The sequence below is a fragment of the Qipengyuania oceanensis genome (assembly GCF_009827535.1).
Taxonomy (GTDB): Bacteria; Pseudomonadota; Alphaproteobacteria; order Sphingomonadales; family Sphingomonadaceae; genus Qipengyuania_C; species Qipengyuania_C oceanensis.
The window spans coordinates 111,997-134,807 of sequence record NZ_WTYN01000001.1; the positions used below are offsets into that span (position 1 = coordinate 111,997).

General features: G+C 65.0%; 19 protein-coding genes. 12 read left to right on the top strand and 7 right to left on the bottom strand.

The window, feature by feature from the left end; genetic code table 11:
* Positions 1 to 17 precede the first annotated feature (17 nt).
* Positions 18 to 1,421, bottom strand: coding sequence for a sensor histidine kinase (locus tag GRI48_RS00520; protein ID WP_160669856.1), 1,404 nt, complete (start codon positions 1,419 to 1,421; stop codon positions 18 to 20).
* A 219-nt stretch (positions 1,422 to 1,640) separates the two neighbouring features.
* On the opposite strand from GRI48_RS00520, the gene GRI48_RS14150 reads away from it, so the two are divergent.
* Positions 1,641 to 2,078 (top strand): hypothetical protein, encoded by a 438-nt coding sequence (locus GRI48_RS14150; protein WP_202389155.1) that lies wholly within the window; start codon positions 1,641 to 1,643, stop codon positions 2,076 to 2,078.
* A gap of 43 nt (positions 2,079 to 2,121) precedes the next feature.
* Here GRI48_RS14150 and GRI48_RS00530 read toward each other — a convergent pair whose 3' ends face one another.
* The 3 genes from GRI48_RS00530 to GRI48_RS00540 are packed head-to-tail and all read right to left on the bottom strand — an operon-like array spanning position 2,122 to position 3,111.
* Positions 2,122 to 2,289, bottom strand: coding sequence for a hypothetical protein (locus GRI48_RS00530; RefSeq protein WP_160669859.1), 168 nt, complete (start codon positions 2,287 to 2,289; stop codon positions 2,122 to 2,124).
* 22 nt (positions 2,290 to 2,311) lie between these two features.
* Positions 2,312 to 2,635: a Flp family type IVb pilin gene (locus GRI48_RS14465; protein ID WP_337190740.1), complete on the bottom strand. Its 324-nt coding sequence runs from the start codon at positions 2,633 to 2,635 to the stop codon at positions 2,312 to 2,314.
* A complete protein-coding gene (locus GRI48_RS00540; protein ID WP_160669862.1) occupies positions 2,632 to 3,111 on the bottom strand; it encodes a peroxiredoxin in 480 nt (159 codons plus the stop codon). Before GRI48_RS00540 ends, GRI48_RS14465 begins: the two co-directional genes overlap by 4 nt.
* Before the next feature lie 178 nt (positions 3,112 to 3,289).
* Between GRI48_RS00540 and ahcY the strand changes: the two genes are divergently transcribed.
* The 8 genes from ahcY to trxA all read left to right on the top strand — a co-directional run bounded on the left by ahcY (position 3,290) and on the right by trxA (position 16,107).
* Positions 3,290 to 4,714 carry an adenosylhomocysteinase gene (ahcY, locus tag GRI48_RS00545; protein ID WP_160669865.1) on the top strand — a complete coding sequence of 475 codons (1,425 nt, stop codon included), beginning with the start codon at positions 3,290 to 3,292 and terminating at the stop codon, positions 4,712 to 4,714.
* Positions 4,715 to 4,827: 113 nt separating this feature from the next.
* On the top strand, positions 4,828 to 7,170 hold the full coding sequence (locus tag GRI48_RS00550; protein WP_160669868.1) for a sensor histidine kinase: 2,343 nt from the start codon (positions 4,828 to 4,830) through the stop codon (positions 7,168 to 7,170).
* Positions 7,167 to 7,616: a tRNA (adenosine(37)-N6)-threonylcarbamoyltransferase complex ATPase subunit type 1 TsaE gene (gene tsaE, locus GRI48_RS00555; protein WP_160669871.1), complete on the top strand. Its 450-nt coding sequence runs from the start codon at positions 7,167 to 7,169 to the stop codon at positions 7,614 to 7,616. Before GRI48_RS00550 ends, tsaE begins: the two co-directional genes overlap by 4 nt.
* Positions 7,613 to 8,602 carry an aminoglycoside phosphotransferase family protein gene (locus GRI48_RS00560; RefSeq protein WP_160669874.1) on the top strand — a complete coding sequence of 330 codons (990 nt, stop codon included), beginning with the start codon at positions 7,613 to 7,615 and terminating at the stop codon, positions 8,600 to 8,602. Before tsaE ends, GRI48_RS00560 begins: the two co-directional genes overlap by 4 nt.
* Complete coding sequence (locus tag GRI48_RS00565; protein WP_160669877.1) at positions 8,599 to 9,321, top strand: nucleotidyltransferase family protein; 723 nt, start codon at positions 8,599 to 8,601, stop codon at positions 9,319 to 9,321. The genes GRI48_RS00560 and GRI48_RS00565 overlap by 4 nt, the downstream gene beginning before the upstream one ends.
* Positions 9,314 to 12,289: a double-strand break repair protein AddB gene (gene addB / locus GRI48_RS00570; RefSeq protein WP_160669880.1), complete on the top strand. Its 2,976-nt coding sequence runs from the start codon at positions 9,314 to 9,316 to the stop codon at positions 12,287 to 12,289. Before GRI48_RS00565 ends, addB begins: the two co-directional genes overlap by 8 nt.
* Positions 12,286 to 15,741, top strand: a complete 3,456-nt coding sequence (gene addA / locus GRI48_RS00575) for a double-strand break repair helicase AddA (RefSeq protein WP_160669883.1) — start codon at positions 12,286 to 12,288, stop codon at positions 15,739 to 15,741. Before addB ends, addA begins: the two co-directional genes overlap by 4 nt.
* 45 nt (positions 15,742 to 15,786) lie before the next feature.
* Complete coding sequence (trxA, locus tag GRI48_RS00580; RefSeq protein WP_160669886.1) at positions 15,787 to 16,107, top strand: thioredoxin; 321 nt, start codon at positions 15,787 to 15,789, stop codon at positions 16,105 to 16,107.
* 4 nt (positions 16,108 to 16,111) lie between these two features.
* Here the strand turns inward: trxA and GRI48_RS00585 are convergent, their stop codons facing one another.
* Together GRI48_RS00585 and argJ are read right to left on the bottom strand one after the other, a co-directional pair.
* The gene (locus GRI48_RS00585; RefSeq protein WP_160669889.1) at positions 16,112 to 16,918 is read right to left on the bottom strand and encodes an inositol monophosphatase family protein; all 807 of its coding nucleotides are present in this window, start codon (positions 16,916 to 16,918) and stop codon (positions 16,112 to 16,114) included.
* 2 nt (positions 16,919 to 16,920) lie between these two features.
* Entirely contained in the window at positions 16,921 to 18,147 is a 1,227-nt protein-coding gene (gene argJ / locus GRI48_RS00590; RefSeq protein WP_160669892.1) for a bifunctional glutamate N-acetyltransferase/amino-acid acetyltransferase ArgJ, read from the bottom strand.
* A gap of 97 nt (positions 18,148 to 18,244) precedes the next feature.
* On the opposite strand from argJ, the gene GRI48_RS00595 reads away from it, so the two are divergent.
* The 3 genes from GRI48_RS00595 to secA all read left to right on the top strand — a co-directional run bounded on the left by GRI48_RS00595 (position 18,245) and on the right by secA (position 22,129).
* The gene (locus GRI48_RS00595) at positions 18,245 to 18,907 is read left to right on the top strand and encodes an energy transducer TonB (RefSeq protein ID WP_160669895.1); all 663 of its coding nucleotides are present in this window, start codon (positions 18,245 to 18,247) and stop codon (positions 18,905 to 18,907) included.
* Between the two features lie 50 nt (positions 18,908 to 18,957).
* Positions 18,958 to 19,230 (top strand): hypothetical protein, encoded by a 273-nt coding sequence (locus GRI48_RS00600; RefSeq protein WP_160669898.1) that lies wholly within the window; start codon positions 18,958 to 18,960, stop codon positions 19,228 to 19,230.
* A gap of 103 nt (positions 19,231 to 19,333) precedes the next feature.
* A complete protein-coding gene (gene secA / locus GRI48_RS00605; RefSeq protein ID WP_160669901.1) occupies positions 19,334 to 22,129 on the top strand; it encodes a preprotein translocase subunit SecA in 2,796 nt (931 codons plus the stop codon).
* A 28-nt stretch (positions 22,130 to 22,157) separates the two neighbouring features.
* Here the strand turns inward: secA and GRI48_RS00610 are convergent, their stop codons facing one another.
* The gene (locus GRI48_RS00610; protein WP_160669904.1) at positions 22,158 to 22,769 is read right to left on the bottom strand and encodes a GNAT family N-acetyltransferase; all 612 of its coding nucleotides are present in this window, start codon (positions 22,767 to 22,769) and stop codon (positions 22,158 to 22,160) included.
* Between the last annotated feature and the right edge of the window lie 42 nt (positions 22,770 to 22,811).

The window sequence follows — 22,811 nt, forward strand, 5'->3', positions numbered from 1 at the left end:
CAAGCACGCAGCGCGGACTAGATCGTACCGGGCTCGACCGCTTCGATGCTTTCGGTCAGGCAATCCGAGGCGGGGCACAGAGCGCGCCAGCTGAGGCCGCTGTCCGCATAGTCGAGCGAGACCTTGCCGCCGAAAACGTGCTCCATGTTGCGCGTAATGAGCGTAGTGCCGAAGCCCGTCCGCGTGGGCGCAGTCACTGCCGGACCTCCCGTTTCCGTCCAGGAGATATGAAGCATCTCCTCGCCGGCTTCGTCGGTAGTACGGGACCACTCCACCATGACCGAGCCGCTCTCGTCCGATAGCGCCCCGTACTTCTCGGCATTGGTGGCAAGCTCGTGGATGGCGAGACCGAGCGCTTCGGCTTGCGCCGCCTTGATCGTGAGATCGTCGCTGCCATCCAGCCGGACACGTTCGCGCGCCGCATCATCGATGTGCGCCAGCTGTGCCTCGACGATCGCATCGATCCGCGCACCCGACCAGTCGCCCCCGTCGAGCAGTTCCTGGTTCGATGCGAGGGCGGTGATCCTGCGATGAAGCGATTGCGCGAGTTCTTCGGCAGTGTCGGCGGACGAGCGATTGACCATCGCCTTCAATGTCGAGAGCATGTTGCGCGAGCGGTGATTGACCTCGCGGATCAGGAGGGCGATCCGGTTCTTCGCCTCCAGCTCGTCGGTGATGTCGGTATTGGTCCCGCACCACAGGATGACGTTTCCGTCCTCGTCCCGCAACGGGTTGGCCCGGCTCAGGAACCAGCGAAAGACCCCGTCCGCGCGCCTCAGCGGAAACAGGTCTTCCCACGGCTCGCCAGTGTCCCACGAATGTTGGATGCGTTCGACCACGCGATCGACGTGGTCGGGATGGTGGACCCGCCGCCAACCCCAGCCTTCCATGTCCTCGAGCTTGAAGCCGGTGTATTCGAACCACCGCTGGTTGTACCAGTAAATCCAGCCCTGGCTGTCTGCCAGCCATGCGAGCTGCGGGATATTGTTCGCAAGCGCGGTGAACTGGTCGCTGCGCTCACGAAGCCCGAGTACCAGCTTGGCCTGTTCGCGGGAATCATGCGCGATCTTGGAAATCGCCACCACGGTTCCATCGCTGCCGCGAATCGGAGAAACCGTCAGCGATACCGAGATGGTCTCGCCGTTTTTGGTCCGGCGCTCGGTCAGCATCCGCGAAACATTCTCTCCGCGCGCAACTGCTGACAGGATTGCAGCCTCCTGCTCGTGCAGGGCGGGCGGCACGATCAGGTCGATCGGTTTGCCGATTATTTCTTCGGGCCTCCAGCCGTAGAGCCGGGTTGCCGCGTTGTTCCAGGTCTGCACGATCCCGTCGAGCGAGGTGGACAGGATTGCATCCGAAGAATGGTCCACGATGGCAGCCAGGCGCGCCAGTTCCAGCTCGTCGGGGGGCTCAACCGCCATGGTCGGTGATCACATTGCTCGGCATCAGCTACGCTTTGGCCAATTTGCAAGCAGTGTGCAATCGCAGCATGATTCGCTGGCTGGCGTAAACCCGCTCCCGCGCAACCAGCAGTCCCTCGACCCCGCCAGAATTAACTTCGTAAGGGCCTAACAGATAAAGATAAACGGTTACTTGTATAGTTTCGCTGTTTACCGTGCCCTGCGGCAACTATTAGTTCCATGATGACGCACGCATTTCTCTCGCATCTCCGTCGTTTCGCACTGGACGAGCGAGGCGCATCCTCTTCCGAGTACGCCTTGATCCTGCTGGTTCTGGGCGTTGCCGTGGTTCTGGGTAACATGGCGATCGGCGCCGCGGTTCGCACGACGATGGATCACGAGCGGATGGCGATGAATCCCACCACCACGAGCGATGGCGGATCGACTTCCGGCAGCGGAGGTGGTTCCGGCAATGGCGGCGGTTCAGGAAATGGTGGCGGATCCGGCAACGGCGGCGGAACGAACCCGACACCGACGCCGACGCCGACGCCGACTTCAACTCCGACCCCTACGCCAACCCCGACCGCAACTTCTACGCCGCCCGGAAACGGCAACGGCAACGGCGGCGGCAACGGCAATGGTGGTGGCAACTGCAACGGCAAGAAGGCCAATTGCTGACGGCGCAGTTACCCGCAGCCATTAGGCTCGGGGACGCGAAGGGTTACGCTTCGCCGCGCTCCATGTGGCGTTTGCTGACGACATAGGCATAGGCAAGTCCGGCGATCAGCAGGACTCCGCCGCCGCGAGCGACGAAGCTGAGCTCGAAAATGACCGCCAGCATGATCAGCAAGACGGTCGCCATCAGGATTGTCAGCGTGGTTCTCGACATCTCAAAGGCTCCGGTTGCGGTTTTAAAGGTTGTTCGCGGCTTCCATCTTGCTCTGAGCGGTCTGGAAGGTCGAGTTGACCTCGCTACCGACGCCCTGGATGGCAATGATGGCTGCGACCGATACGAGGGCGGCGATCAGCGCATATTCGATCGCGGTCGCGCCGGTCTCGTCTCTCAGAAGATCATGGATAATCACCGGCCCGGTCTGCCGGCGCGAAGTTAACGTCGTGACTGGAGACGTGGTGAACACCCGATCAAGCACGAATGATCGGTTCGTGCCGGAAAGAAAAAGGGGGCGCGCCCGCAAAGGCCCGCCCCCTGTAATCAATGCAGTCGGTGCGATCACATGTGGTTGAGCATGTATTCCGCGCTCGACACTTCGAAATTGCCGCCTTGCTCGACATTCAGCTGCTGAACCACGCCGTCGTCGACGACCATCGACCAGCGCTGGCCCCGCTTGCCCATGCCGAAACCTGAGCCATCCATCGTCAGTCCGACCGCTTCGGCGAAATCGCCGTTGCCGTCGGCCAGCATCGTCACCGGGTCGGCGTCGCTAGCGGATTTCCACGCACCCATCACGAACGCGTCATTGACGGCGGTGCACGCGATCTCGTCGATCCCCTGGGCCTTCAGCTCGTCCGCCTTTTCCACGAAGCCCGGCAGGTGCTTGGCCGAGCAGGTCGGGGTGAACGCACCCGGGACCGAGAACAGCGCGACCTTCCGGCCGGCGAAAAAGTCGGCCGACTGGACCTGCTCGGGTCCGTCGGCGGTAGCTTTCACCAGCTTCACATCGGGCAGCTTGTCGCCCACCGAAATCGTCATCGCGCAATATCCTTTCGTATCTCTTCCCGTCCGCGTGTCGATATAGGCGCTTGTCGCTCGGCGGCAACGGACAATCATATAAAGATATCTTTATATTTGCCCTTGCGAGGGCTGGTCGCTACATCGCCAGGCGACCGGGTCGACCTGCCGTCGGCCCCTGTGAATTCCGCAACAGGAGATGCCAGTGGCCACGCTCGCCAAGGACCAGGATTACGTCATCAAGGACATCGCGCTCGCCGATTACGGCCGCGCCGAGATTAATATCGCCGAAACCGAAATGCCGGGCCTGATAGCCACGCGCGAGGAATATGGCGCATCGCAGCCGCTGAAGGGCGCCCGCATCACCGGCTCGCTCCACATGACCATCCAGACGGCCGTGCTGATCGAGACGCTGACGGCGCTGGGTGCCGAGGTGCGCTGGGCGACCTGCAACATTTTCTCGACGCAGGACCACGCAGCAGCCGCGATCGCCGCGCAGGACATTCCCGTTTTCGCGATCAAGGGCGAGAGCCTGGCCGATTACTGGGACTACGTCGGTCGCATCTTCGACTGGTCGAGCGAGGACGATGCCGACCAGACCGCCAACCTCATCCTCGACGACGGTGGCGATGCAACGATGTTCGCGCTGTGGGGCGCACGGGTCGAAGCGGGTGAGGAGCTTCCCGAGCCGACCAATGCCGAGGAAATCGAATTCCAGCGCGCGCTCAAGGCTTTCCTCAAGGACAAGCCGGGTTACCTGACCAGGACGGTCAAGAACCTCAAGGGCGTTTCGGAGGAAACCACCACCGGCGTCCACCGACTCTATCACCTCGCCAAGCAGGGCAAGCTGCCGTTCCCGGCGATCAACGTGAACGACAGCGTCACGAAGTCCAAGTTCGACAATCTCTACGGCTGCCGGGAATCGCTGGTCGATGCGATCCGCCGAGCCACCGACGTGATGCTCTCGGGCAAGGTTGCCTGCGTCGCGGGCTACGGCGACGTCGGCAAGGGCTCGGCTCAGTCGCTGCGCAACGGCGGCGCTCGCGTGCTCGTCACCGAAATCGATCCGATCTGCGCGCTGCAGGCGGCGATGGAAGGTTTTGAAGTCGTAACGATGGAAGACGCGGTGACCCGCGCCGACATCTTCGTGACCACGACCGGCAACGAGAACGTCATCACCGCCGAACACATGAAGGCGATGAAGCCGATGGCGATCGTGTCGAACATCGGCCACTTCGACAGCGAGATCCAGATCTCGGCGCTCGACAACTACGAATGGACGGAACTGAAGCCGGGCACCGACCTGGTGAAGTTTCCCGACGGCAAGGAAATCATCGTGCTGGCCAAGGGCCGGCTCGTGAACCTCGCCTGCGCCACCGGGCATCCCAGCTTCGTGATGAGCTGCTCCTTCACCAACCAGGTGCTCGCGCAGATCGAGCTGTGGACGAATGCCGACCAGTACCAGAACGACGTCTACGTGCTGCCCAAGCACCTCGACGAGAAGGTTGCGGCGCTGCACCTCGACAAGCTCGGGGTGAAGCTCACCAAGCTGAGCCAGAAGCAGGCCGATTACATCGGCGTGCCGGTCGAAGGGCCGTTCAAGCCGGAACATTACCGCTACTGACCGGGTCGTCGGACCCGGCTCATGCAACCAAGTGACGGGGCGGGCGGGGATTTCTCCGCCCGCTTGCGTTGGGGCCATTGCATCCGCGCTGCGGGCGGCATAGCGCATCCGCCATGGAATTTTCCGCTCTCGCGCTGGTTGCGATCGGGCTGCTGCTGGCGGCCTGGACTGGCGTTGCGGCGTGGATGATGATTGCCGCCTCGGCCAAGGCGCGCCGCGCGGAAGCAGCGCGCAAGGCTGCCCGCCGTCTTGGCCGGATGGTCGAAGAGGCGCCAGCCGTGCCGCTGACGGTGCGCGCGGACGGTCGGATCGAGGCGCCCGAGCGCCTGGCGCACTGGCTCGGCCTAGACAAAGTCCCCGCCTATCTGAGCGAGCTTTCCGGAGGTGAGGGGAAAGGCCTTTCGCCGCCCCAGCTGGAACAATTGTCCGAACTCGTCAGGCGCACCCAGAAGACCGCCGCCCCGTTCCGCATGTCGATGACCGTGCCCGGTTCCCAGCGGGCGCTCGCGCTGCGGGGCTCGCTAGCCGATCCGCAGGTTTCGCCGAGCGGCGCGGCGATGGTGTGGATCTTCGACTTCACCGAAAGCGAGCGCGAGCTCACCGACTTGCGGCTCGAGGCCGCGCGGGCGCGGGACGATTTTGCCGCGCTCGTCGGTCTGATCGAGGCTGCGCCCATGCCGATGTGGTTCCGTGGCGACGACTACCGCTTGCGCCTCGTCAACGGGGCTTACGTCGCGTCGGTCGGCGCCAGCAGCGCCGATGCCGTGGTCGAGAACCAGATCGAGTTGATCGAGCCGGTCGACGGTGTCAGTGCCGAGCAGATCGCAGTGCAGGCTGCCAGCCGGCGGATGCCGATCGAGCGGGTGGTCAGCGCCACCATCGATGGAGCTCGCCGCACCTTGCGCGTGACCGACCTGCCACTCATCGGGGCAGGGGTGGCGGGCTACGCCGTCGATATCGAGGAAATGGAGGAGCAGGCCCGCGAATTCCGCGCGTTCCGCGAGGCACAGCGCTCCATGCTCGACCAGCTGTCGGTCGGCGTCGCGCAGTTCGACCAGGAACGCCGCCTGACCTTCGCAAACCAGCCGTTCCGCCGGATTTTCTCCCTCCCGCACGGGGCGGTGAGCGAGCATGCGAGTTTCGAACAGGTGCTCCTGAGCGCACGCGATCACGGTCGCACGCCGGAGGTGCGCGATTTCCCGGCTTGGCGTGCTGAACATTCCGAGTGGTTTCTGTCGGACAACACACACGAGGAAGCCTGGCCGCTGCGCGACGGGACCCATCTGCGGATCGTCGCCCAGCCGATGCCCGATGGCGGGCTGGTGCTGATCGCCGAAGATCGGACCGAACAACTTTCGCTCTCGGCAACGCGCGACACTTTGCTGCGCACGAGGACGGCCACTTTCGACAATCTCTACGAGGCGCTGGCGGTGTTCTCGCCGGGTGGGTCGCTGGAGTTGTGGAACCGCGGTTTCGCCAGTGCCTGGGGCCTCGATGCGGAACTGCTCGACACGCATCCCGCGGCCGAACGCCTGCTGCAGGCGATCGCGCCCAACCTGGCCAATCCCCAGGAAGCCGAGGCGATCGGCCAGGTCGTGCGTTCGGCCACGCTCGACCGCCAGCGGCGCGGGGGCCAGGTGGTCATGGAAGACGAGCGTGTGCTGCAATACGCCGGTGTGCCGCTGCCCGACGGAAACGGGATGCTGACGGTTCTCGACGTGACCGATTCCCGCAAGGCGGAGGACGCGCTGCGCGAACGCAACCGCGCTCTGGAAGAAGCGGACGCGGTGATGACCCGCTTCCTCGCCAACATGTCCTACGAGTTCCGCACGCCGTTGACCTCGATCGCGGGATTTGCGGAGATGCTGGCGAGCGGGCTGGGCGGCGAACTGCCGGAGCAGGCCAAGGGATACGCGCAGGACATCCTTACCTCGGTCGAACGGCTGACCGAACAGGTCGAAAATGTGCTCGATCTTTCGCAGAGCGAGGCGGGCCTGATGCCGCTCTCGAAAGAGAAGGTCGACCTGATGCCCTTCGTGACGCAGATCGTTCACAAGCGCGAGCAGGCGATCACCGATGGCGGCCTGACGGTGAACTTGCGACGGGCCCGAGGGCTAGAGGTCCAGGCCGATCCACGCCAGCTGCGACGCGCTTTGTCGCAGCTGTTCGACAATGCAATCGCCTATACGCCGCGCGGTGGCAGCATCCTGGTGATGCTCGGTCGCGAAGGCGGGCTGACCCAGATCGTCATTTCAGACAATGGCCCGGGTATGGCTCAGGACGAACTCGCCCGCGCGCTCGATGGCTTGCGCGCCGCGCCCGACGGCAAGGGGCTAGAGCGTCGCCAAGGGCTCGGCATCCCGCTCGCACGCCAGCTGATCGAAGCGCATGACGGCACCCTGGAGATCGTTTCGAAGAAGGGCGAGGGCACCACGGTCACCGTGCGCCTGCCGTGACCATAGCGCTGCCCGATCTGGCCAGCATGGCCGCGCTTGGCGGGCGCATTGCCGGCAAATTACGGGCGGGAGACGTGGTCGCGTTGTCGGGCGGTCTCGGCGCGGGCAAGACGACTCTCGCGCGTGAAATTCTGGCCGCTCTGGGACACGAGGGCGAAGTTCCATCGCCGACATTTACGATCATCGAGACTTACGACCATCTGGCCGTGCCGGTGGTTCATGCCGATTTCTACCGTCTGGACGACCCGTCCGAAGTCGGGGAGCTGGGGCTGGAAGATTACCGTGAAGGCGCTGCGCTCATCGCCGAATGGCCCGATCATGCAGGCGGCTTCGGTCATGAAGCCGGTTGCCTAGCGATCGAGCTTCAGGTCATGCCGGAAAATGTGGGTGGCGGTCGCAAGGCGATTGTGCAGGCGGGACCGGATTGGGTAACGCGCTGGCCATGAATCGACTGCCACAGGGACTGGAAGCCTTTCTCGCCGCGAGCGGCTGGGAGGGTGCGAGCATCGCGCCTCTCCCTGGCGACGCGTCTTTCCGGCGCTATTTCCGGATTGCCCGGGGTGACGACAAGGCGATGCTGATGCACGCCCCGCCGCCCGAGGAGGACCCGGGCGAGTTCCTCGACGTCACCCGCTACCTCAACGAACAAGGCATGCGCGCACCTGCGATCTTCGCCGCCAAGCCCGAGGATGGCTGGGTGCTGCTGGAGGATTTCGGCGATCACCGCATGCGCGACTGGCTGGACGACAACCCACAGCATGAAGAGGCCACCTACGCCCGGGCCATCGACGCGCTGGTCGACCTTCACGCAAAGCCCGCTGGACCGTTCTCGCCCTATGACATGGCGACCTACCATCGCGAGGTCGACCTGTTCGTCGAATGGTATTGCCCGGCAAAGCAGCTGGCCGTGGATTCGCGTAGCTGGACAGCCGCGTGGGAAGGGGTGCTTGCCCCCTTGCACGCACAGCGGCAGCCGGGCGTTACCGTGCTGCGTGATTACCATGCCGAGAATATCATGCTTCCGGCCCCGGAGGAGGATGGTTGCGGGGAGCAGGGACTGATCGATTACCAGGATGCGCTGGTTGGCCATCGCGCCTATGATCTCGTTTCCCTGCTGCAGGACGCCCGGCGCGAGGTTTCGCCGGAACTCGAGAGCAGGATGTTCCAGCGCTACCTCTCGAAAGTCGACGCCGGCAAGGAATTCGCGGCAGACTATGCCCGCCTCGGAGCGCAGCGGAATGCCAAGATTGTCGGCATCTTCTCGCGGTTGTGGAAGCGTGACGACAAGCCGCGATACCTGTCGCTGATCCCGCGCGTGTGGCAGGCGATGGAGCGCGATCTGGCGCATCCGGCGCTGGCTCCGGTTTCCGCATGGTTCGACGCGAACATACCGCAAGACATCCGCGACAATTTCGGCGGCGAGATCGGATGAGCGAGCTTGCCAGCGATACCGCCATGCTCATGGCGGCAGGCCTCGGCAAACGCATGCGCCCGCTCACCGCGACCCAGCCCAAGCCCATGGTGCGGGTTGCCGGAAAGCCGCTGATCGATCGCGCGCTCGACCGCCTGGAGGAGGCGGGCGTCGCGAAAGCGGTCGTCAACGTCCACTACCTTGCCGACGCGATCGAAGCGCATATCGCGAAGCGACCGATGCCGCAGGTGACCTTTTCCGACGAGCGCGAGCTGCTTCTCGAAACCGGCGGCGGCATGGTCAAGGCTCGCGACGCGGGGCTGCTTCCCGATCCCTTCTTCGCGTGCAATGCCGACAGCATCTGGCTCGATGGCCCGCGCAATGCCTTCGCCGATCTGACCGCCTGCTGGGATCCGGAGCGGATGGACGCGCTGCTGCTGGTGGTGAGCCACGCGCGCGCGTTCAATTTCGACGGGACGGGCGATTTCTACATGGACGGCGCGGGCCGCTTGCGCCGCAAGGCCGCTGGCCGGATCGCCCCGTTCATCTACACCGGTATCCAGCTCGTGTCGCATCGCCTGCTGCGCGATGCTCCCGAGGGAAAGTTTTCTACCAACGTGCTGTGGGACCGCGCGATCGCAGAAGGCCGGCTGTTCGGAGTGGCCTTTACCGGCGAGTGGTACGAAGTGGGCACACCGCAGCACATCCGTCCGACCGAGGAGGCGCTGACGGGTGGGTGAGAGGGTCGCGCCGCAGGTCTATTCCATCGCTGCCCATCGCGGCTTTGCCGACGCGCTGGTCGCAGGACTCGTGCCGCGCTATTCGGAAACGGGCCTGGGGCTCGCCCGGTTGACGCTGCTGCTGCCGAGCCGCCGGGCCGCGCGCACGATTTCGGAAGCTTTCATCCGCCTGATGGGGCGGGGCGGCGAAGGCAGCACGGGCGGGATGCTCATGCCGCGCATGGTCGTGGTCGGCGATCTCGATCTCGACGAGGCGCTGGGAACACTCCTCGATCCGCTCGGCGCGAGCGATATTCCGCCTGCCATCGACCCGACCCGGCGGCTGCTTGAACTGACCGGCCTCCTGCAGGAGGAACTGGCCGAACAAGCGCCCAAGGGCCCGGCGCTTTTCCGGCTTGCCCGCGAATTCGGCCAGACGATGGACCGCCTGCTGGTAGAGAATGTCGCACCGCAGGATCTGCTTTCGGACGACATCCTCAATCTGCGCGAAGAACTCGCCACCCATATGCAGAACGGCCTGCGGACCTTTGCCCGCGTGCAGGCCCGCTGGCTGGCGAGGCTCGCCGAACTCGGCGCAGTCGACGCGGCGACGAGGCGGAACCTGCTGTTCGCCCATGCGGCGCGGCGCTGGCGCGAAGACCCGCCGCCACACCCGATCGTTGCTGCCGGAGTGACCTCCGCGGCGCCGAAACTCGCTCGCTTGCTGCGGGTCGTGTCGGAGCTTCCGGAAGGAGCGGTCATCCTGCCCGATCTCGACCTGTCGATGAGCGACGAGGTGTGGCGCGAACTCGGCAATGCCGGTGCGCCGCGCGAGGATGGCGGTGCGGAGCTTTTCGCCAAGGGGGATGCGGTGACGCATCCCCAATATCACCTCAAGCTGCTGCTCAATCGCATGGGTGTCGCCCGCGCCGAGGTGCAGCAATGGCATCGCAAGGGCGAGGCCGCCGCTCCGCCCGAACGGACCCACGCCATCTCCTCTCTGTTCCTGCCGCCCGAAGCGAGCAAGAGCTGGGTCGACCTGCCGCCCGAACGGCGGCGGCTTTCGGGCGTGCGCCTGATGGAGAGCGCGACCCCGGAAGAGGAGGCGCAGGCGGTTGCATTGCTGGTCCGCCAAGTCCTGGCAGAGCCGGCTAAGCGGGTGGCGGTGGTCACGCCCGACCGCGGTCTCGCCCGGCGGGTCGTAGAACATCTGCGGCGCTGGAACATCACTGCCGACGACAGCGCCGGCCGGCCCTTGTCGCAGACGCCGGCGGGGCGCCTGTTCCTGTTGCTGGCGGAGACGATGGCGGAAAAGGCCGCGCCGGTTCCGTTGATGGCGTTGCTCGGTCACCCGCTGGTCGAGCGTGGCGAGGAAAGCCGCGGCGAATGGCTGCGCAATCTGCGTCGGCTGGAACTGAAATTGCGCGGGCCGCGGGGTGAGCCGGGCCTCGGCTGGATTGCGGCGAGGGCGGCCAAGGCAAAGGTGGGCGACTGGTGGTCCGACGTTGCCCTGCGCCTCGCTCCGCTGGTCGATCGATCGAAGCCGGAACCGCTCGATGCGCTGGTCGACACGCTCGCTTCGGCCGGCGAGGATCTGTGCGGCGATGCCCTGTGGGCGCGTGAAGATGGGCAGGCGCTTTCCGCTTTCGTCGAGGACCTGCGGCTCCATGCCTCGCAGGCACCGGTCGGGATCGAGCCGGACGACCTGTATGGCATCTTGCGCGATGCGATGGAGGCGATCGCCGTGCGTCCGCCCTATGGCGGCCACCCGCGGGTTTCGATCTACGGTCTGCTCGAATCGCGAATGAGCCGCGCGGAACTGGTCATCTGCTGCGGCCTTGTCGAGGGGACGTGGCCGGCGGCACCTGCGCCCAATGCGCTGCTCGCTCCCGCTGTGCTTCGTGCGCTGGGCGTGCCGGGCGGCGATTTCCGGATCGGGCTGTCCGCGCATGACCTAGCCGGCGCACTTGGCGCGCCCGAAGTGGTGCTGAGCCACGCCGCGCGCGATATTTCCGGGCCGGCCATCCCGTCGCGCTTCGTCCTGCGGGTGAAGGCGCTGCTGGGCGAGCAATTGCTGGAGAGGCATAGGGAGATCGAGGCCGTTGCCATCGGCCGGGCACTCGATGACCCGGGAACGGTGACGCCTGCCGGCCAGCCCAAACCACGCCCTTCGGCGGAGCAGCGCCTGGTCGAGATCAGCGTGACCGCTCTCGACCGGCTGCGCTCCGATCCGTACCAATTCTACGCCTCCGCGATCCTCGGGCTCTCGGAACTCGACAAGCTCGACGCCGAGCCGACCCCCGCCTGGCAGGGCACGCTCGCGCACGGCATTCTCGAGGACTGGCACAACGGTGACGGCACGCTCGACGAAATCGCCGAACGACGGCTTGAGCAAATGAGCGCGCACCCGCTGGTTCGCGCGCTCTGGCGGCCACGACTTTCGAGGGCACTCGAATGGGTGGCTGCCCGGATTGCTGCAGAACCCGAACGGGTCCCGACCGTGATCGAAACGAAGGGCGACATGCTGGTCAGGGGCGTGCGGATAAAGGGCAAGGCCGACCGGATCGATGTGTTGCCCGACGGGTCGCTGACGGTGGTCGACTACAAGACTGGCAAGCCGCCGTCCGGCAAGCAGGTCGAAGCAGGCTATGCGCTCCAGCTCGGAACGCTGGCGTTGATGGCGCAGCAGGGCGGCTTCGGGAATGCACCGGCGCCAGCCGGCGGTTTCGAATACTGGTCGCTCGGTCGCAGCGACAAGAGCGAAACCGGCTTCGGCTATATCGAAACGCCGCTCAGGATTCCGCCCAAGCGCAGCGGGATCGAACCGGACGAATTCCTGCCCGAAGTCGAGCGGATGCTGCACGAAGCGCTCGACAAGTGGATCCTCGGCGACGAGCCGTTCACCGCGCGCGAGAATCCCGACGCGCCGGTCTACGCCAGCTACGACCAGCTGATGCGCTTGCAGGAATGGTTGGGGCGCGAGGCATGAGCGGTAAGGTCTACCAGCTACAGGACAACCAGGCGCTGGCGGTCGCGCCGTTCGATAGCGTATGGCTGTCGGCCTCGGCGGGAACGGGCAAGACGCAGGTGCTTTCTGCGCGCGTTTTGCGCCTGCTGCTGCGGCCAGATGTCGCCCCCGACCAGATATTGTGCCTCACCTTCACCAAGGCCGGCGCGGCGGAGATGGCGACGCGCGTGAACGAGGTCCTCGCGCGATGGGTGCGCCTGGACGAGGCGGAACTGGGCCGCGAGCTCGGTCATATAGGTGCGCCGGTGGATCCCGAGACCCGCGCGCGGGCGCGAACGCTCTTCGCAAGCGTTCTCGACTGTCCGGGCGGCGGCCTGCGGATCGACACGATCCACGCCTTTGCCCAGTGGCTGCTTGCAGCTTTCCCCGAAGAGGCCGACCTCACGCCGGGCACCCGCCCGATGGAGGATCGCGATCGTGACCTGCTGGCGCAGCAGGTGCTGGGCGACCTGTTGCTCGAAGGCGATCCGGACTTCGTCACCGCGATCGAGGAATTGTCGGTGCGGCTCGGCCCTGAGGGGACACGCGCCTATCTGATGCGCTGCGCCGAGGCGCGCGAGGCATGGTTCGGGCCGGGCAGCTGGCAGCCGCCCATGGAAGCGCGCACGAAACAGCTCCTCGGCTTGGCAAGCGATACGAGCGAAGCCAGCCTCACCGAACTGGTGAGCGACGGGGCTTTCGACCGTGCCGCTCTCGACCGCTGCCTTGCAGCCAACCGGGCCTGGGGCACGGCGACGGCGCAGAAGTCGATCGATGCGATCGAGGCGTGGACCGCGTCGGATGCAGCCGGGCGGATCGACCTGCTCGGCGCCTTGCAGGACAAACTGTTCACCCAGAAAGGCGACATCCGCTCCCTGAAATCGCTCGAGAAGCAGGACGCGGGCTATGCCGATGCTGCGGCATCGGTCCAGTCGCTGTGCCAGCAGGTCGCGCAGATGCGGGCGTTGCTGTCGCTGGCGCAATGGCTGGCCCCCGCGCTGGCTGCCGGTCGCGCATTCGCGCTTGCGTGGGACGATGCCAAGCAGCGCGAAGGCTTCATCGATTTCGACGACCAGATCCGCCGTGCGGCGGAACTCCTGTCGCATTCGGACCTATCCGACTGGATCCGCTACAAGCTCGATCGCCGTTTCGACCACGTCCTGATTGACGAGGCGCAGGATACCAACGAGTCGCAATGGAAGATCATCGACGCGCTGACGGACGATTTCTTTTCCGGCGCGGGGCAGCGGGAAGGGCGGCAGCGCACGCTGTTCGTGGTCGGAGACTACAAGCAGGCGATCTTCGGCTTCCAAGGGACGAGCCCGGAGAATTTCAGGCAGGCCAAGGAGCGCTTTGCCGCCATCATGCGCTCGAGCCGCGAGAACGCCGAAGCCTTGCGCGAACCGGTCTCGATCCGCGACCTGGTCGATCTGGGGCTCGGGCGCAGCTATCGCACCGCGCAGCCGGTGCTGGATTTCGTGGACGAGGCGATCGCATCGATCGGACCGGCCCAGTTCGGGCTGGATGCCGCGCCCGAACGGCATCGCGGCTTCGACCGCGACGGGCTCGTCCGCTTGTGGAAGCCGGTTAGTGCGATAGCCGATGATACGGAAGACCCGGACGGCCCGGACTGGATATCCGAGCCGGAGCGCCGCATGGCGGACAGCATCGCCGAACAGGTCCAGGTATGGCTGCGTGACGGCTATCCGCTGCTCAAGGAGAATCGCAACGCGAATGCCGGCGATATCATGGTGCTGGTCCGCAAGCGGCGGGAACTCGCCGGGCTGATCGTCGCGCGGCTGCACGCTGCCGGTATTCCGGTCGCCGGCGTCGATCGCCTGCGCCTCGGCGCGCCGCTGGCGGTGCAGGACCTGATGGCCGCCCTGCGCTTTGCCGCCCAGCCGCTTGACGATCTTACACTCGCGAGCCTGCTGGTTTCGCCGCTGATGGGCTGGTCGCAGGATGAGTTGCTCGAATACGGCTATCGCGATCGGGGCAAGGCGCTCTGGCGTCATCTTCGCGACAGCGATGCTCCGAAGGTCCACGAGACGGTGGACCGGCTGGGCCAATTGCTGGCGCTGGCCGATTTCGAGCCGCCCGAGGCGCTGCTGCACTGGGTGCTCGTCGGTCCGTGGAAGGGTCGCAGCACGTTGATCGGGCGGCTGGGTCGCGAGGCGAACGATCCGATCGACGAGTTGCTCAATGCCGCGCTCACATATTCGGCATCGCATGTACTGAGCCTGCAGGGATTTATCCGCTGGTTCGACGCGGGCGAGGGCGAACTCAAGCGCGACCAGGGCGAGGGTGGCGGGCAGGTGCGCGTCATGACGGTCCACGGGTCGAAGGGCTTGCAGGCGCCGATCGTCATCCTTGCCGATGCAAGCGGAAATCCGGACAATTCTCCTGTCCGCAGCCTCGTTCTGCCCGATCCGCTCGACGATACCCGCAAGCTGCCGCTTCCGCCGCTGCGGAAGGACGACCGCGCAGGCAGGATCGAGGAATATGCGGAGGCCCAGGCGACCGTCGAGCGGGAGGAACACTGGCGGCTGCTCTACGTGGCGATGACGCGCGCGGAGGAAGCTCTCTTCGTTGGTGGAGCCTTGGGCAAGCGCGAACAGGAACCGGCGCCCGACAGCTGGTATGCAAGGCTCGCGCGCATCATGCCGTCTGACGAAATTGACGACCCCGTATGGGGCTGGCGCAAGGATCGGGGCACGATGCCGCCGCCACTGGCTGGCTCGCAAGGCGCGGAAGAATCGGTCGCAGCCCGCACCGTCCCCGACTGGGCGCGGACACCGATTGGCCCCGAACCGCGCCCGCCGCGTCCGCTAGCGCCTTCCGGCCTGGGCGAGGAACGCGTAGCCAATCCGCCCCTTCCGGCGGAGCAGGTCGCCATCGCCGCGCGGCGGGGGGTCTTGATCCACGCCTTGCTCGAGCGGCTCCCCGAAACCCCGGCGGCAGGGCGGGAGGAAAAGGCGCGCGCGTGGCTTGCGCGACAGGCGGGCGATCTCGGCGAGGCAGTCCGGGAGGAGATGCTGGCGAGCGCGCTCGCCGTGCTGGCCGACGAACGCTTCGCCCATGTTTTCGGGAAGGACAGCCTTGCAGAGGTGCCGCTGGCCGCGGTGGTCGAAGGCCAGGTCGTCGCCGGTACAGTGGACCGGCTGCTCGTCACTGACCAGACGGTGACCGTGGTCGATTACAAGACTGCCAGGCGCCCTCCGACCTCGCTCGAAGCGGTGCCGGAAGCGATCCTGAGACAGATGGCCGCCTATGCGGCAGCACTGGCACAGGTCTATCCGGGTCGGGTGATCGAGGCAGCGCTGCTGTTCACCCAGACCCCGCAGCTGATCGCGATTCCCGCCGAAATGCTGGAGCGGTTCAAGCCCGCCTACCAGACCGGGCAGGAAAGGTTTGGGCCTCTGCCCGTTGAGTAACCGTAGGGCCGACCTAGATTGGCCGCCGAGACAGGAGATACCGATATGGCCACCAAGACCGTCACCGACGACAGCTTCAAGACCGACGTCCTCGAATCCGACAAGCCCGTGCTGGTCGATTTCTGGGCCGACTGGTGCGGCCCGTGCAAGATGATCGCACCCGCGCTTGAGGAAATCAGCGAGGAACTCGCCGACCAGGTGACGATCGCGAAGATGGACATCATGGAAAACACCGGCATTCCTGGCGAGATGGGCGTGCAGTCGATCCCGCTGATGGTGCTGTTCAAGGATGGCAAGCCGGTCGCGCAGAAGCTCGGCGCGGCGCCCAAAAGCCAGCTCAAGGGCTGGCTCGAAAGCGAACTCTGAGAGATCAGCCCTCGGCGGTAACTCTGGCGACGAATTCGTCCCAGATCTGCGGACTGGATGCGCCGACGAGGCCGGGCTTGTCCCCCTCGTCCACGCGATACTCGCTGCCGTCGAGGCGGCAGGCCTTGCCGCCCGCTTCGTTAAGGAACAGCACGCCGGCGGCATGGTCCCAGGCCAGTGTTCGCTTGAAACTGGAAACGTCGTTTTCGCCCAGCGCCAGCCGCGGGTATTGTTCTGCCGCGCAGCGCGGGATCTCGACCAGCCGGTAGTGCGGTGCCAGCTTGCGCCCGACCATTTCGCGCTGCTCTTCGGTCAGGAAGATGAGCGAGATCGCCGCGACCGGCTCATCTTCGCCGGTCGGTCTGGATCGGATGCGCTCTCCATCCACATAGGCCCCTTCGCCCAACGCTGCATGGCAGAGCCGGTCCGATAGCGGATCGTAGAGCCAGCCGGCCTCGGCAATCCCGCCAGTCGCGCGCGCAAGGAGAATGCCGAAGGGCGGTTTGCCCGCGGCAAAATTGTTCGTCCCGTCGAGCGGATCGATGATCCAGCAATCGCTGGAAAGCCGTTCCAGCACCGATGGGTCTGCGTGGGCAGCTTCCTCGCCGACAATCGCCAGCGACGGGTCGATGGCGGCAAGTCCCTCTGCAAGCATCTCCTCCGCCAGATGGTCCGCGACGGTGACGACATCGTCCGCCGCCTTGTTTTCGACCTGGTGGCTCGACAGCGAGCGATATTGCGGGAGGATCGCTTCTTGTGCGACCTTGCGCAGCAGGGCTGCGACGGCTTCGTTGAGGAAGCGGCTTTCCATCCTCAGGAACGGTAGTCAGCGTTTATCGAGATGTAGCCGTGCGTGAGATCGCAGGTCCATACGCTGGCGCGGCCGTCAGCCATTCCCAGATCGACATCAATGCGGATTTCCCGTCCGCGCAGATGCGCTGCAACCGGTGCCTCGTCGTAGTCGGCGAGCGGCTGGCCTTCGCGCGCTGCCCAAGTACCGCCGAAGCCGATGGACAGTCGGTCGCGATCCGCGGGTTCGCCCGCCTTGCCCACGGCCATCACCACGCGGCCCCAGTTCGCGTCCTCGCCTGCGATCGCGGTCTTCACCAGCGGCGAATTGGCAATCGCGAGGCCTACCCGGCGCGCGCTTTCATCTGAAACTGCCCCGCCGACCACGATTTCGATGAACTTGCTGGCACCTTCGCCGTCGCGCACCACCAGGTGGGCGAGCTGCCGGCAGACATCGTGCAGCGCTGCGAAGAATGCGTCCGCTCCCGCATCCTCGACCGAGGTGAGCGGGACATTGCCTGCGCCACCCGTGGCGAAAGCGAGCACGGTGTCGCTGGTCGAGGTGTCGCTGTCGACGGTGATGCAATTGAAAGTCCGGTCGCTCGCGGCGCTCAGGCAGTGCTGGAGAAAGGCCGGATCGACCGCGGCATCGGTGAAGATGTAGCCAAGCATTGTCGCCATGTCGGGCGCGATCATGCCGCTTCCCTTCACGATGCCGACCAGTTCCACCCGCGTATCGCCGATCATCGCGCTCGCCGTTGCGCCCTTGGCGAATGTGTCGGTCGTTCCGATCGTGTCGGCGGCCTCTTTCCAGCTGCACTGCGGCGCTTCGAGCGCTGCGGCGATCCCGGCCCGGGCCTTGTCCTTCGGCAGCGGGACACCGATTACGCCGGTCGAGGAAACGAACACGTCGCTCGGCTGGCATCCGAGGTGATCGGCCACCTGCGCCATGATCTGTTCGACCGCCTCGCGCCCGCGATAGCCGGTGAATGCGTTGGAATTGCCGGCATTGACGACCAGCGCACGGGCCTTGCCCAGCGTCACCTGTTCGCGTCCGAGTTCCACCTCGCTCGAACAGCACACATTCCTGGTAAAGACGCCCGCAACGCTCGTACCCTCGACCAGTTCGACATAGGTCAGGTCGCAGCGGTCCCAGTCCTTGTAGCGAGCGCGCGCGACGCGCGGCGTTGCACCCGCAATCTCAGGCATGTCGGGGAAGGGCAGGGCTAGCGGAGACGGCTCGAGATCCATGTGCCCCGCGTTATTTCAGCAAGAGGTCCGCAGACAAGCTCATTATGGCGCGCTAGGCTGCTATCGGACGTGGACAGGGCGAAAGGAAACGGACGCAATGCTTGTGCTTCCCCTCACGCTGGCTCTGGGTAGCGGACAGATCGCTGTTTCCGACAGTCCGATTCCGCGCGATCCGCCCGTAACCGCGCAGGTTTCCGAGGAGGATGCTAAAGCGTCGCCGGATTCATCCGGAGCCAGGAAACCGGCACCACTCAATGCAAGCGTATGGTTCAGTCATTACGATGTGCCGGCCCGCAATCTGAACAACCCCGCGATCCGGCCGGTCAGGTTCCGGCTGGATGTCGGCCCTGCCGGACGCGTAATTGGTTGCGCTATTCTCGACAGCAACGGTTTCGAGGACGTCGACGAGGGCATTTGCCGGGCTGCGAGCGAGCGTGCGCGTTTCGCACCTGCTCGCAACGGGCAGGGTCAGCCGATCGAGGGATATTATGTCGGCAAGATCTCGTGGAACCGCAATCAGGATCCTGTGACGGCGACATTTACCGCTGTATACGAGTTCACCCTGCACATCGACGGCACGACATCGGATTGCGAGGTGGTCGGGCTTTTCGGCCCGGTGCCGCCAACGCTGATGAACAGCAATCCTTGCACCCGCCCGCGAACCTTCGCGCCGGTGCGCGACGAGGATGGAAAACCCGTCGAACGGCGAATACGCTCGGTCTATTCGATGGAAGTGATCGAGCCGGCAGAGGGCTACTGACACGCATGCGGGCTGGCTTTTACCACCCGGCGCCCTTATATCGCGCCGCAATGCTACGCCGCCTGCTTGCCCTCTTTGCGCTCATCACCGGTCTTGCCGCGACGGCGACCCCGGCAGAAGCTGCATGGGCCGGGGAAAGACGCGCCAGCGTAGTCGCGTCGGCCTTCGCCGTGACAGGTCAGGCGGAGCAGCATTTGCATGCTGAGTTTTCCGCCTTGAACCGCCCGGTCGCAGCACCGGCCGAGCAACGCTCGCTGCTGGTCGAACGGCCCGCCGTCCGGCTGGCGCCGGTCATCCTGAAGGCCGACCGCGCGCTCGAATAGCGCCGTATCCGCCGACGACTACCCAATGCCGCCGGCCTGGCCACCAGGTCGCGAGCGGCCTCCAAACCTTATCCATATCTCCAGAATTACCGGGATTCCGCCCATGATGAACGTATTCATGAAATCCATTTTCGGTTCGTCCAACGACCGTTACGTCAAGTCGATCGGCAAGGTGGTCAATCAGATCAACGCGCTCGAGCCGCAGATCCAGGCCCTGAGCGATGCCGAATTGCAGGCCCAGACCGACAAGTTCCGCAGCCAGATCGACAATGGCGCGACGCTCGACGACATCCTGCCCGAAGCATTCGCGACGATCCGCGAAGCGTCCGTTCGCGTGCTCGGCATGCGGCATTTCGACGTGCAGATGGTCGGCGGCGTGGTGCTCCACCGCGGCGAGATCGCGGAAATGAAGACGGGCGAAGGCAAGACGCTGGTTGCGACGCTTGCGACTTACCTCAATGCCATCGAGGGCAAGGGCGTCCACGTCGTCACGGTTAACGATTACCTCGCCAAGCGCGATGCCGAGTGGATGGGTCGCCTGCATACCTGGATGGGCCTGACGGTGGGTGTGATCGTGCCCAATCTCAACGAGCAGCAGCGGCGCGAAGCTTACAACGCCGACATCACCTACGGCACCAACAACGAATTCGGCTTCGATTACCTGCGCGACAACATGAAGCACGAGCGCAGCCAGATGGTGCAGCGCCCCTTCAACCACGCGATCATCGACGAGGTTGATTCGATCCTGATCGACGAAGCGCGTACGCCGCTGATCATCTCCGGCCCGACCGAGGACAAGACCGATCTCTACGTGACCATCGACAAGGTGGTGAAGGACTTCGTCGCCGAGCAGAGAGCGCGCGAAAAGGCAGCGGGCGGCACGCTGCCCGAAGGCGAGGCCTTTTTCGAGACCGACGAGAAGTCGCGGACAGTATCGCTGACCGAGGAGGGCGCGGAAGAGATCGAGCAGCGCCTTGCCGCCAGCGGGCTGCTCGAAACCGACAACCTCTACGATGTCGAAAACACCCAGGTCGTGCACCACCTGAACGAGGGCCTGCGCGCGAACCTGATGTTCAAGCTGGACGACAATTACATCGTCAAGGACGACAAGGTCATCATCATCGACGAGTTTACCGGTCGCATGATGGAGGGCCGCCGCTGGTCGAACGGCCTGCACCAGGCGGTCGAGGCCAAGGAAGGCGTGAAGATCGAGCCCGAGAACCAGACGATGGCCTCGATCACCTTCCAGAACTACTTCCGCATGTATCCCAAGCTGTCGGGCATGACCGGTACCGCGGCGACCGAAGCGGCCGAATTCTGGGACATCTACAAGATGAACGTGGTCGAGATTCCGACCAACGTCCCGGTGTCGCGCATCGACGAGGAAGACGAGTTCTACAAGAACACGCAGGACAAGTTCCGCGCGATTGCCAAGTCGATCCGCGAGAAGAACGAGATCGGCCAGCCGGTGCTGGTCGGCACGGTCTCGATCGAGAAGTCCGAATTGCTGAGTGAATTCCTCAACCAGGAAGGCGTAAAGCACGAGGTGCTGAATGCACGGTTCCACGAGCGCGAGGCGCATATCGTTGCGCAGGCGGGGCGCCTCGGCGCGGTGACAATCGCGACCAACATGGCGGGTCGCGGGACCGACATCCAGCTCGGCGGTAACGTCGAGTTCCGGATCGAGGACGAGCTCAGCGAGATGGAGGAAGGCCCCAAGCGCGAGATGGAAGTCGAGCGCATCAAGGCCGAAGTCGCCGAGGAAAAGCGCAAGGTGCTCGAGGCGGGCGGTTTGTTCGTCCTGGGTACCGAGCGCCACGAGAGCCGCCGCATCGACAACCAGTTGCGCGGTCGATCCGGCCGCCAGGGCGACCCGGGCCTGTCGCGCTTCTACCTATGCCTCGAAGACGACCTGCTGCGCATCTTCGGGCCCGATACTCTGTTCGCCCGGATGATGAATTCGAACCTCGAGGACGGGGAGGCGATCGGCTCCAAGTGGCTGTCGAAGGCGATCGAGACGGCGCAGAAGAAGGTCGAGGCACGCAACTACGAGGTCCGCAAGCAGGTCGTGGAATACGACGACGTGATGAACGACCAGCGCAAGGTCATCTACGAACAGCGCGCCGAGATCATGGATTCGGAAGCTGTCGAGGATGTCGTCGTCGACATGCGCAGCGATGCGATCAACGCGATCGTCGGCGAAGCCTGCCCGCCCGGATCCTATCCCGAACAGTGGGATGTCGCCGGCCTCAAGTCGCGGATCGAGGAGGTCTTCGGCCTCACTCCCCCCATCGAGCAATGGCTCGAGGAAGACCAGATCGAGCCCGAAATCATCGAAGAGCGCATCCAGGCGGCTGCCGATGCCGAGATGGAAGCCAAGGCGCAGGGCACGGACCCGTCGATCTGGCGCCAGATCGAGAAAAGCGTCCTGCTCGAACGGCTCGATTTCCACTGGAAGGAACACCTCGCAACGCTCGATGCGCTGCGGCAGGTGATCTGGATGCGCGGTCTGGCGCAGAAGCAGCCGATCAACGAATACAAGCGCGAGGCCTTCGGCCTGTTCGAAAGCATGCTCGACAAGCTGCGCGAGGACGTGAGCGGCATACTGGTAAAGGCACAGCTGCGGATGCCCGAGCCGCAGCCGGCCGCGCTGCCGGACCTGCCCGATTTCCTGACCGGCCACATCGATCCGCTGACCGGCTTCGACAACAGCGACGATGGCGATGGCTCGGCGCAGCGTGCGGCCCTTTTCGGCGCGCTGGCCGGTAGCACCCGTGCCGATGCAGGTCCCGGCGGCATGGCGGACAATCCCTACGCGGACATGGAAATCAACCGCAACGCCCCATGCCCGTGCGGTTCGGGTAACAAGTACAAGCACTGCCACGGCGCGGCGCGATAACGCGGCATAGGTGACGGGTCGGCCTTGCCTAGCGGGGCCGTCTCGTCATCGGCACCAGCGGAGGGCTGCCGGGTTCCGGGTGGATGGCATCCGCCGACTGCTCGAACCCGCACGACCGGTAGAACGCCGTGTTTTCCGGGTTCGAGTTCTCGAGATAGGCGGGAAGCCGGGCCCGGTCGCATGCCTTGAGCACCGGCGTGATGAGCTTGCGGCCAAGGCCCTTGCCCTGGCTCGCCGGGCGCACGCCGATCGTGAACAGATAGGCATGCGGGAACGTGGGATGAGCGGCCTCCATCGCCGGAACCGTGTGATTGATCCGCCGGACCGCGCCGCGCGTACCCCGAAACAGCGTATTGAACTGCAGCTTCTTGAGCGCCCAGAAACCGAAATCGGCATGCTGTCCCGGTAGCAGCCACATGCAGGCGCCATCGTTGCCGAGGTGATAACAGAAGCCCTGTGGCACGTAGACGTGGCGCGCTAGTGGCAGGAAGATACCGCGAACGCCTGCCCGCGTACCCACGAGCCACAGGTTGAACGGATCATCGGCGAAGGCATCTGCGGTGATGTCACCGACCAGCCGTGCCTCGGCGGGTCCCGCACGGGTGAGATCGGTGCCCAGGTCGATATCGTCAGCTGTCATCGCCGCCTCCCGCAATCGTGTCTAGCGCAGCTTGTGCCGAAC

Coding starts and splice junctions, on each gene's coding strand:
- GRI48_RS00610 (WP_160669904.1), bottom strand. CDS start 22,769: ATGACAGCTGACGATATCGACCTGGGCACCGATCTCACCCGTGCGGGA.
- GRI48_RS00595 (WP_160669895.1), top strand. CDS start 18,245: ATGCTTGTGCTTCCCCTCACGCTGGCTCTGGGTAGCGGACAGATCGCT.
- GRI48_RS00520 (WP_160669856.1), bottom strand. CDS start 1,421: ATGGCGGTTGAGCCCCCCGACGAGCTGGAACTGGCGCGCCTGGCTGCC.
- argJ (WP_160669892.1), bottom strand. CDS start 18,147: ATGGATCTCGAGCCGTCTCCGCTAGCCCTGCCCTTCCCCGACATGCCT.
- trxA (WP_160669886.1), top strand. CDS start 15,787: ATGGCCACCAAGACCGTCACCGACGACAGCTTCAAGACCGACGTCCTC.
- GRI48_RS00565 (WP_160669877.1), top strand. CDS start 8,599: ATGAGCGAGCTTGCCAGCGATACCGCCATGCTCATGGCGGCAGGCCTC.
- GRI48_RS00600 (WP_160669898.1), top strand. CDS start 18,958: ATGCTACGCCGCCTGCTTGCCCTCTTTGCGCTCATCACCGGTCTTGCC.
- secA (WP_160669901.1), top strand. CDS start 19,334: ATGATGAACGTATTCATGAAATCCATTTTCGGTTCGTCCAACGACCGT.
- ahcY (WP_160669865.1), top strand. CDS start 3,290: ATGCCAGTGGCCACGCTCGCCAAGGACCAGGATTACGTCATCAAGGAC.
- GRI48_RS00585 (WP_160669889.1), bottom strand. CDS start 16,918: ATGGAAAGCCGCTTCCTCAACGAAGCCGTCGCAGCCCTGCTGCGCAAG.
- GRI48_RS00560 (WP_160669874.1), top strand. CDS start 7,613: ATGAATCGACTGCCACAGGGACTGGAAGCCTTTCTCGCCGCGAGCGGC.
- addA (WP_160669883.1), top strand. CDS start 12,286: ATGAGCGGTAAGGTCTACCAGCTACAGGACAACCAGGCGCTGGCGGTC.
- GRI48_RS14150 (WP_202389155.1), top strand. CDS start 1,641: ATGATGACGCACGCATTTCTCTCGCATCTCCGTCGTTTCGCACTGGAC.
- GRI48_RS00540 (WP_160669862.1), bottom strand. CDS start 3,111: ATGACGATTTCGGTGGGCGACAAGCTGCCCGATGTGAAGCTGGTGAAA.
- GRI48_RS00530 (WP_160669859.1), bottom strand. CDS start 2,289: ATGTCGAGAACCACGCTGACAATCCTGATGGCGACCGTCTTGCTGATC.
- GRI48_RS00550 (WP_160669868.1), top strand. CDS start 4,828: ATGGAATTTTCCGCTCTCGCGCTGGTTGCGATCGGGCTGCTGCTGGCG.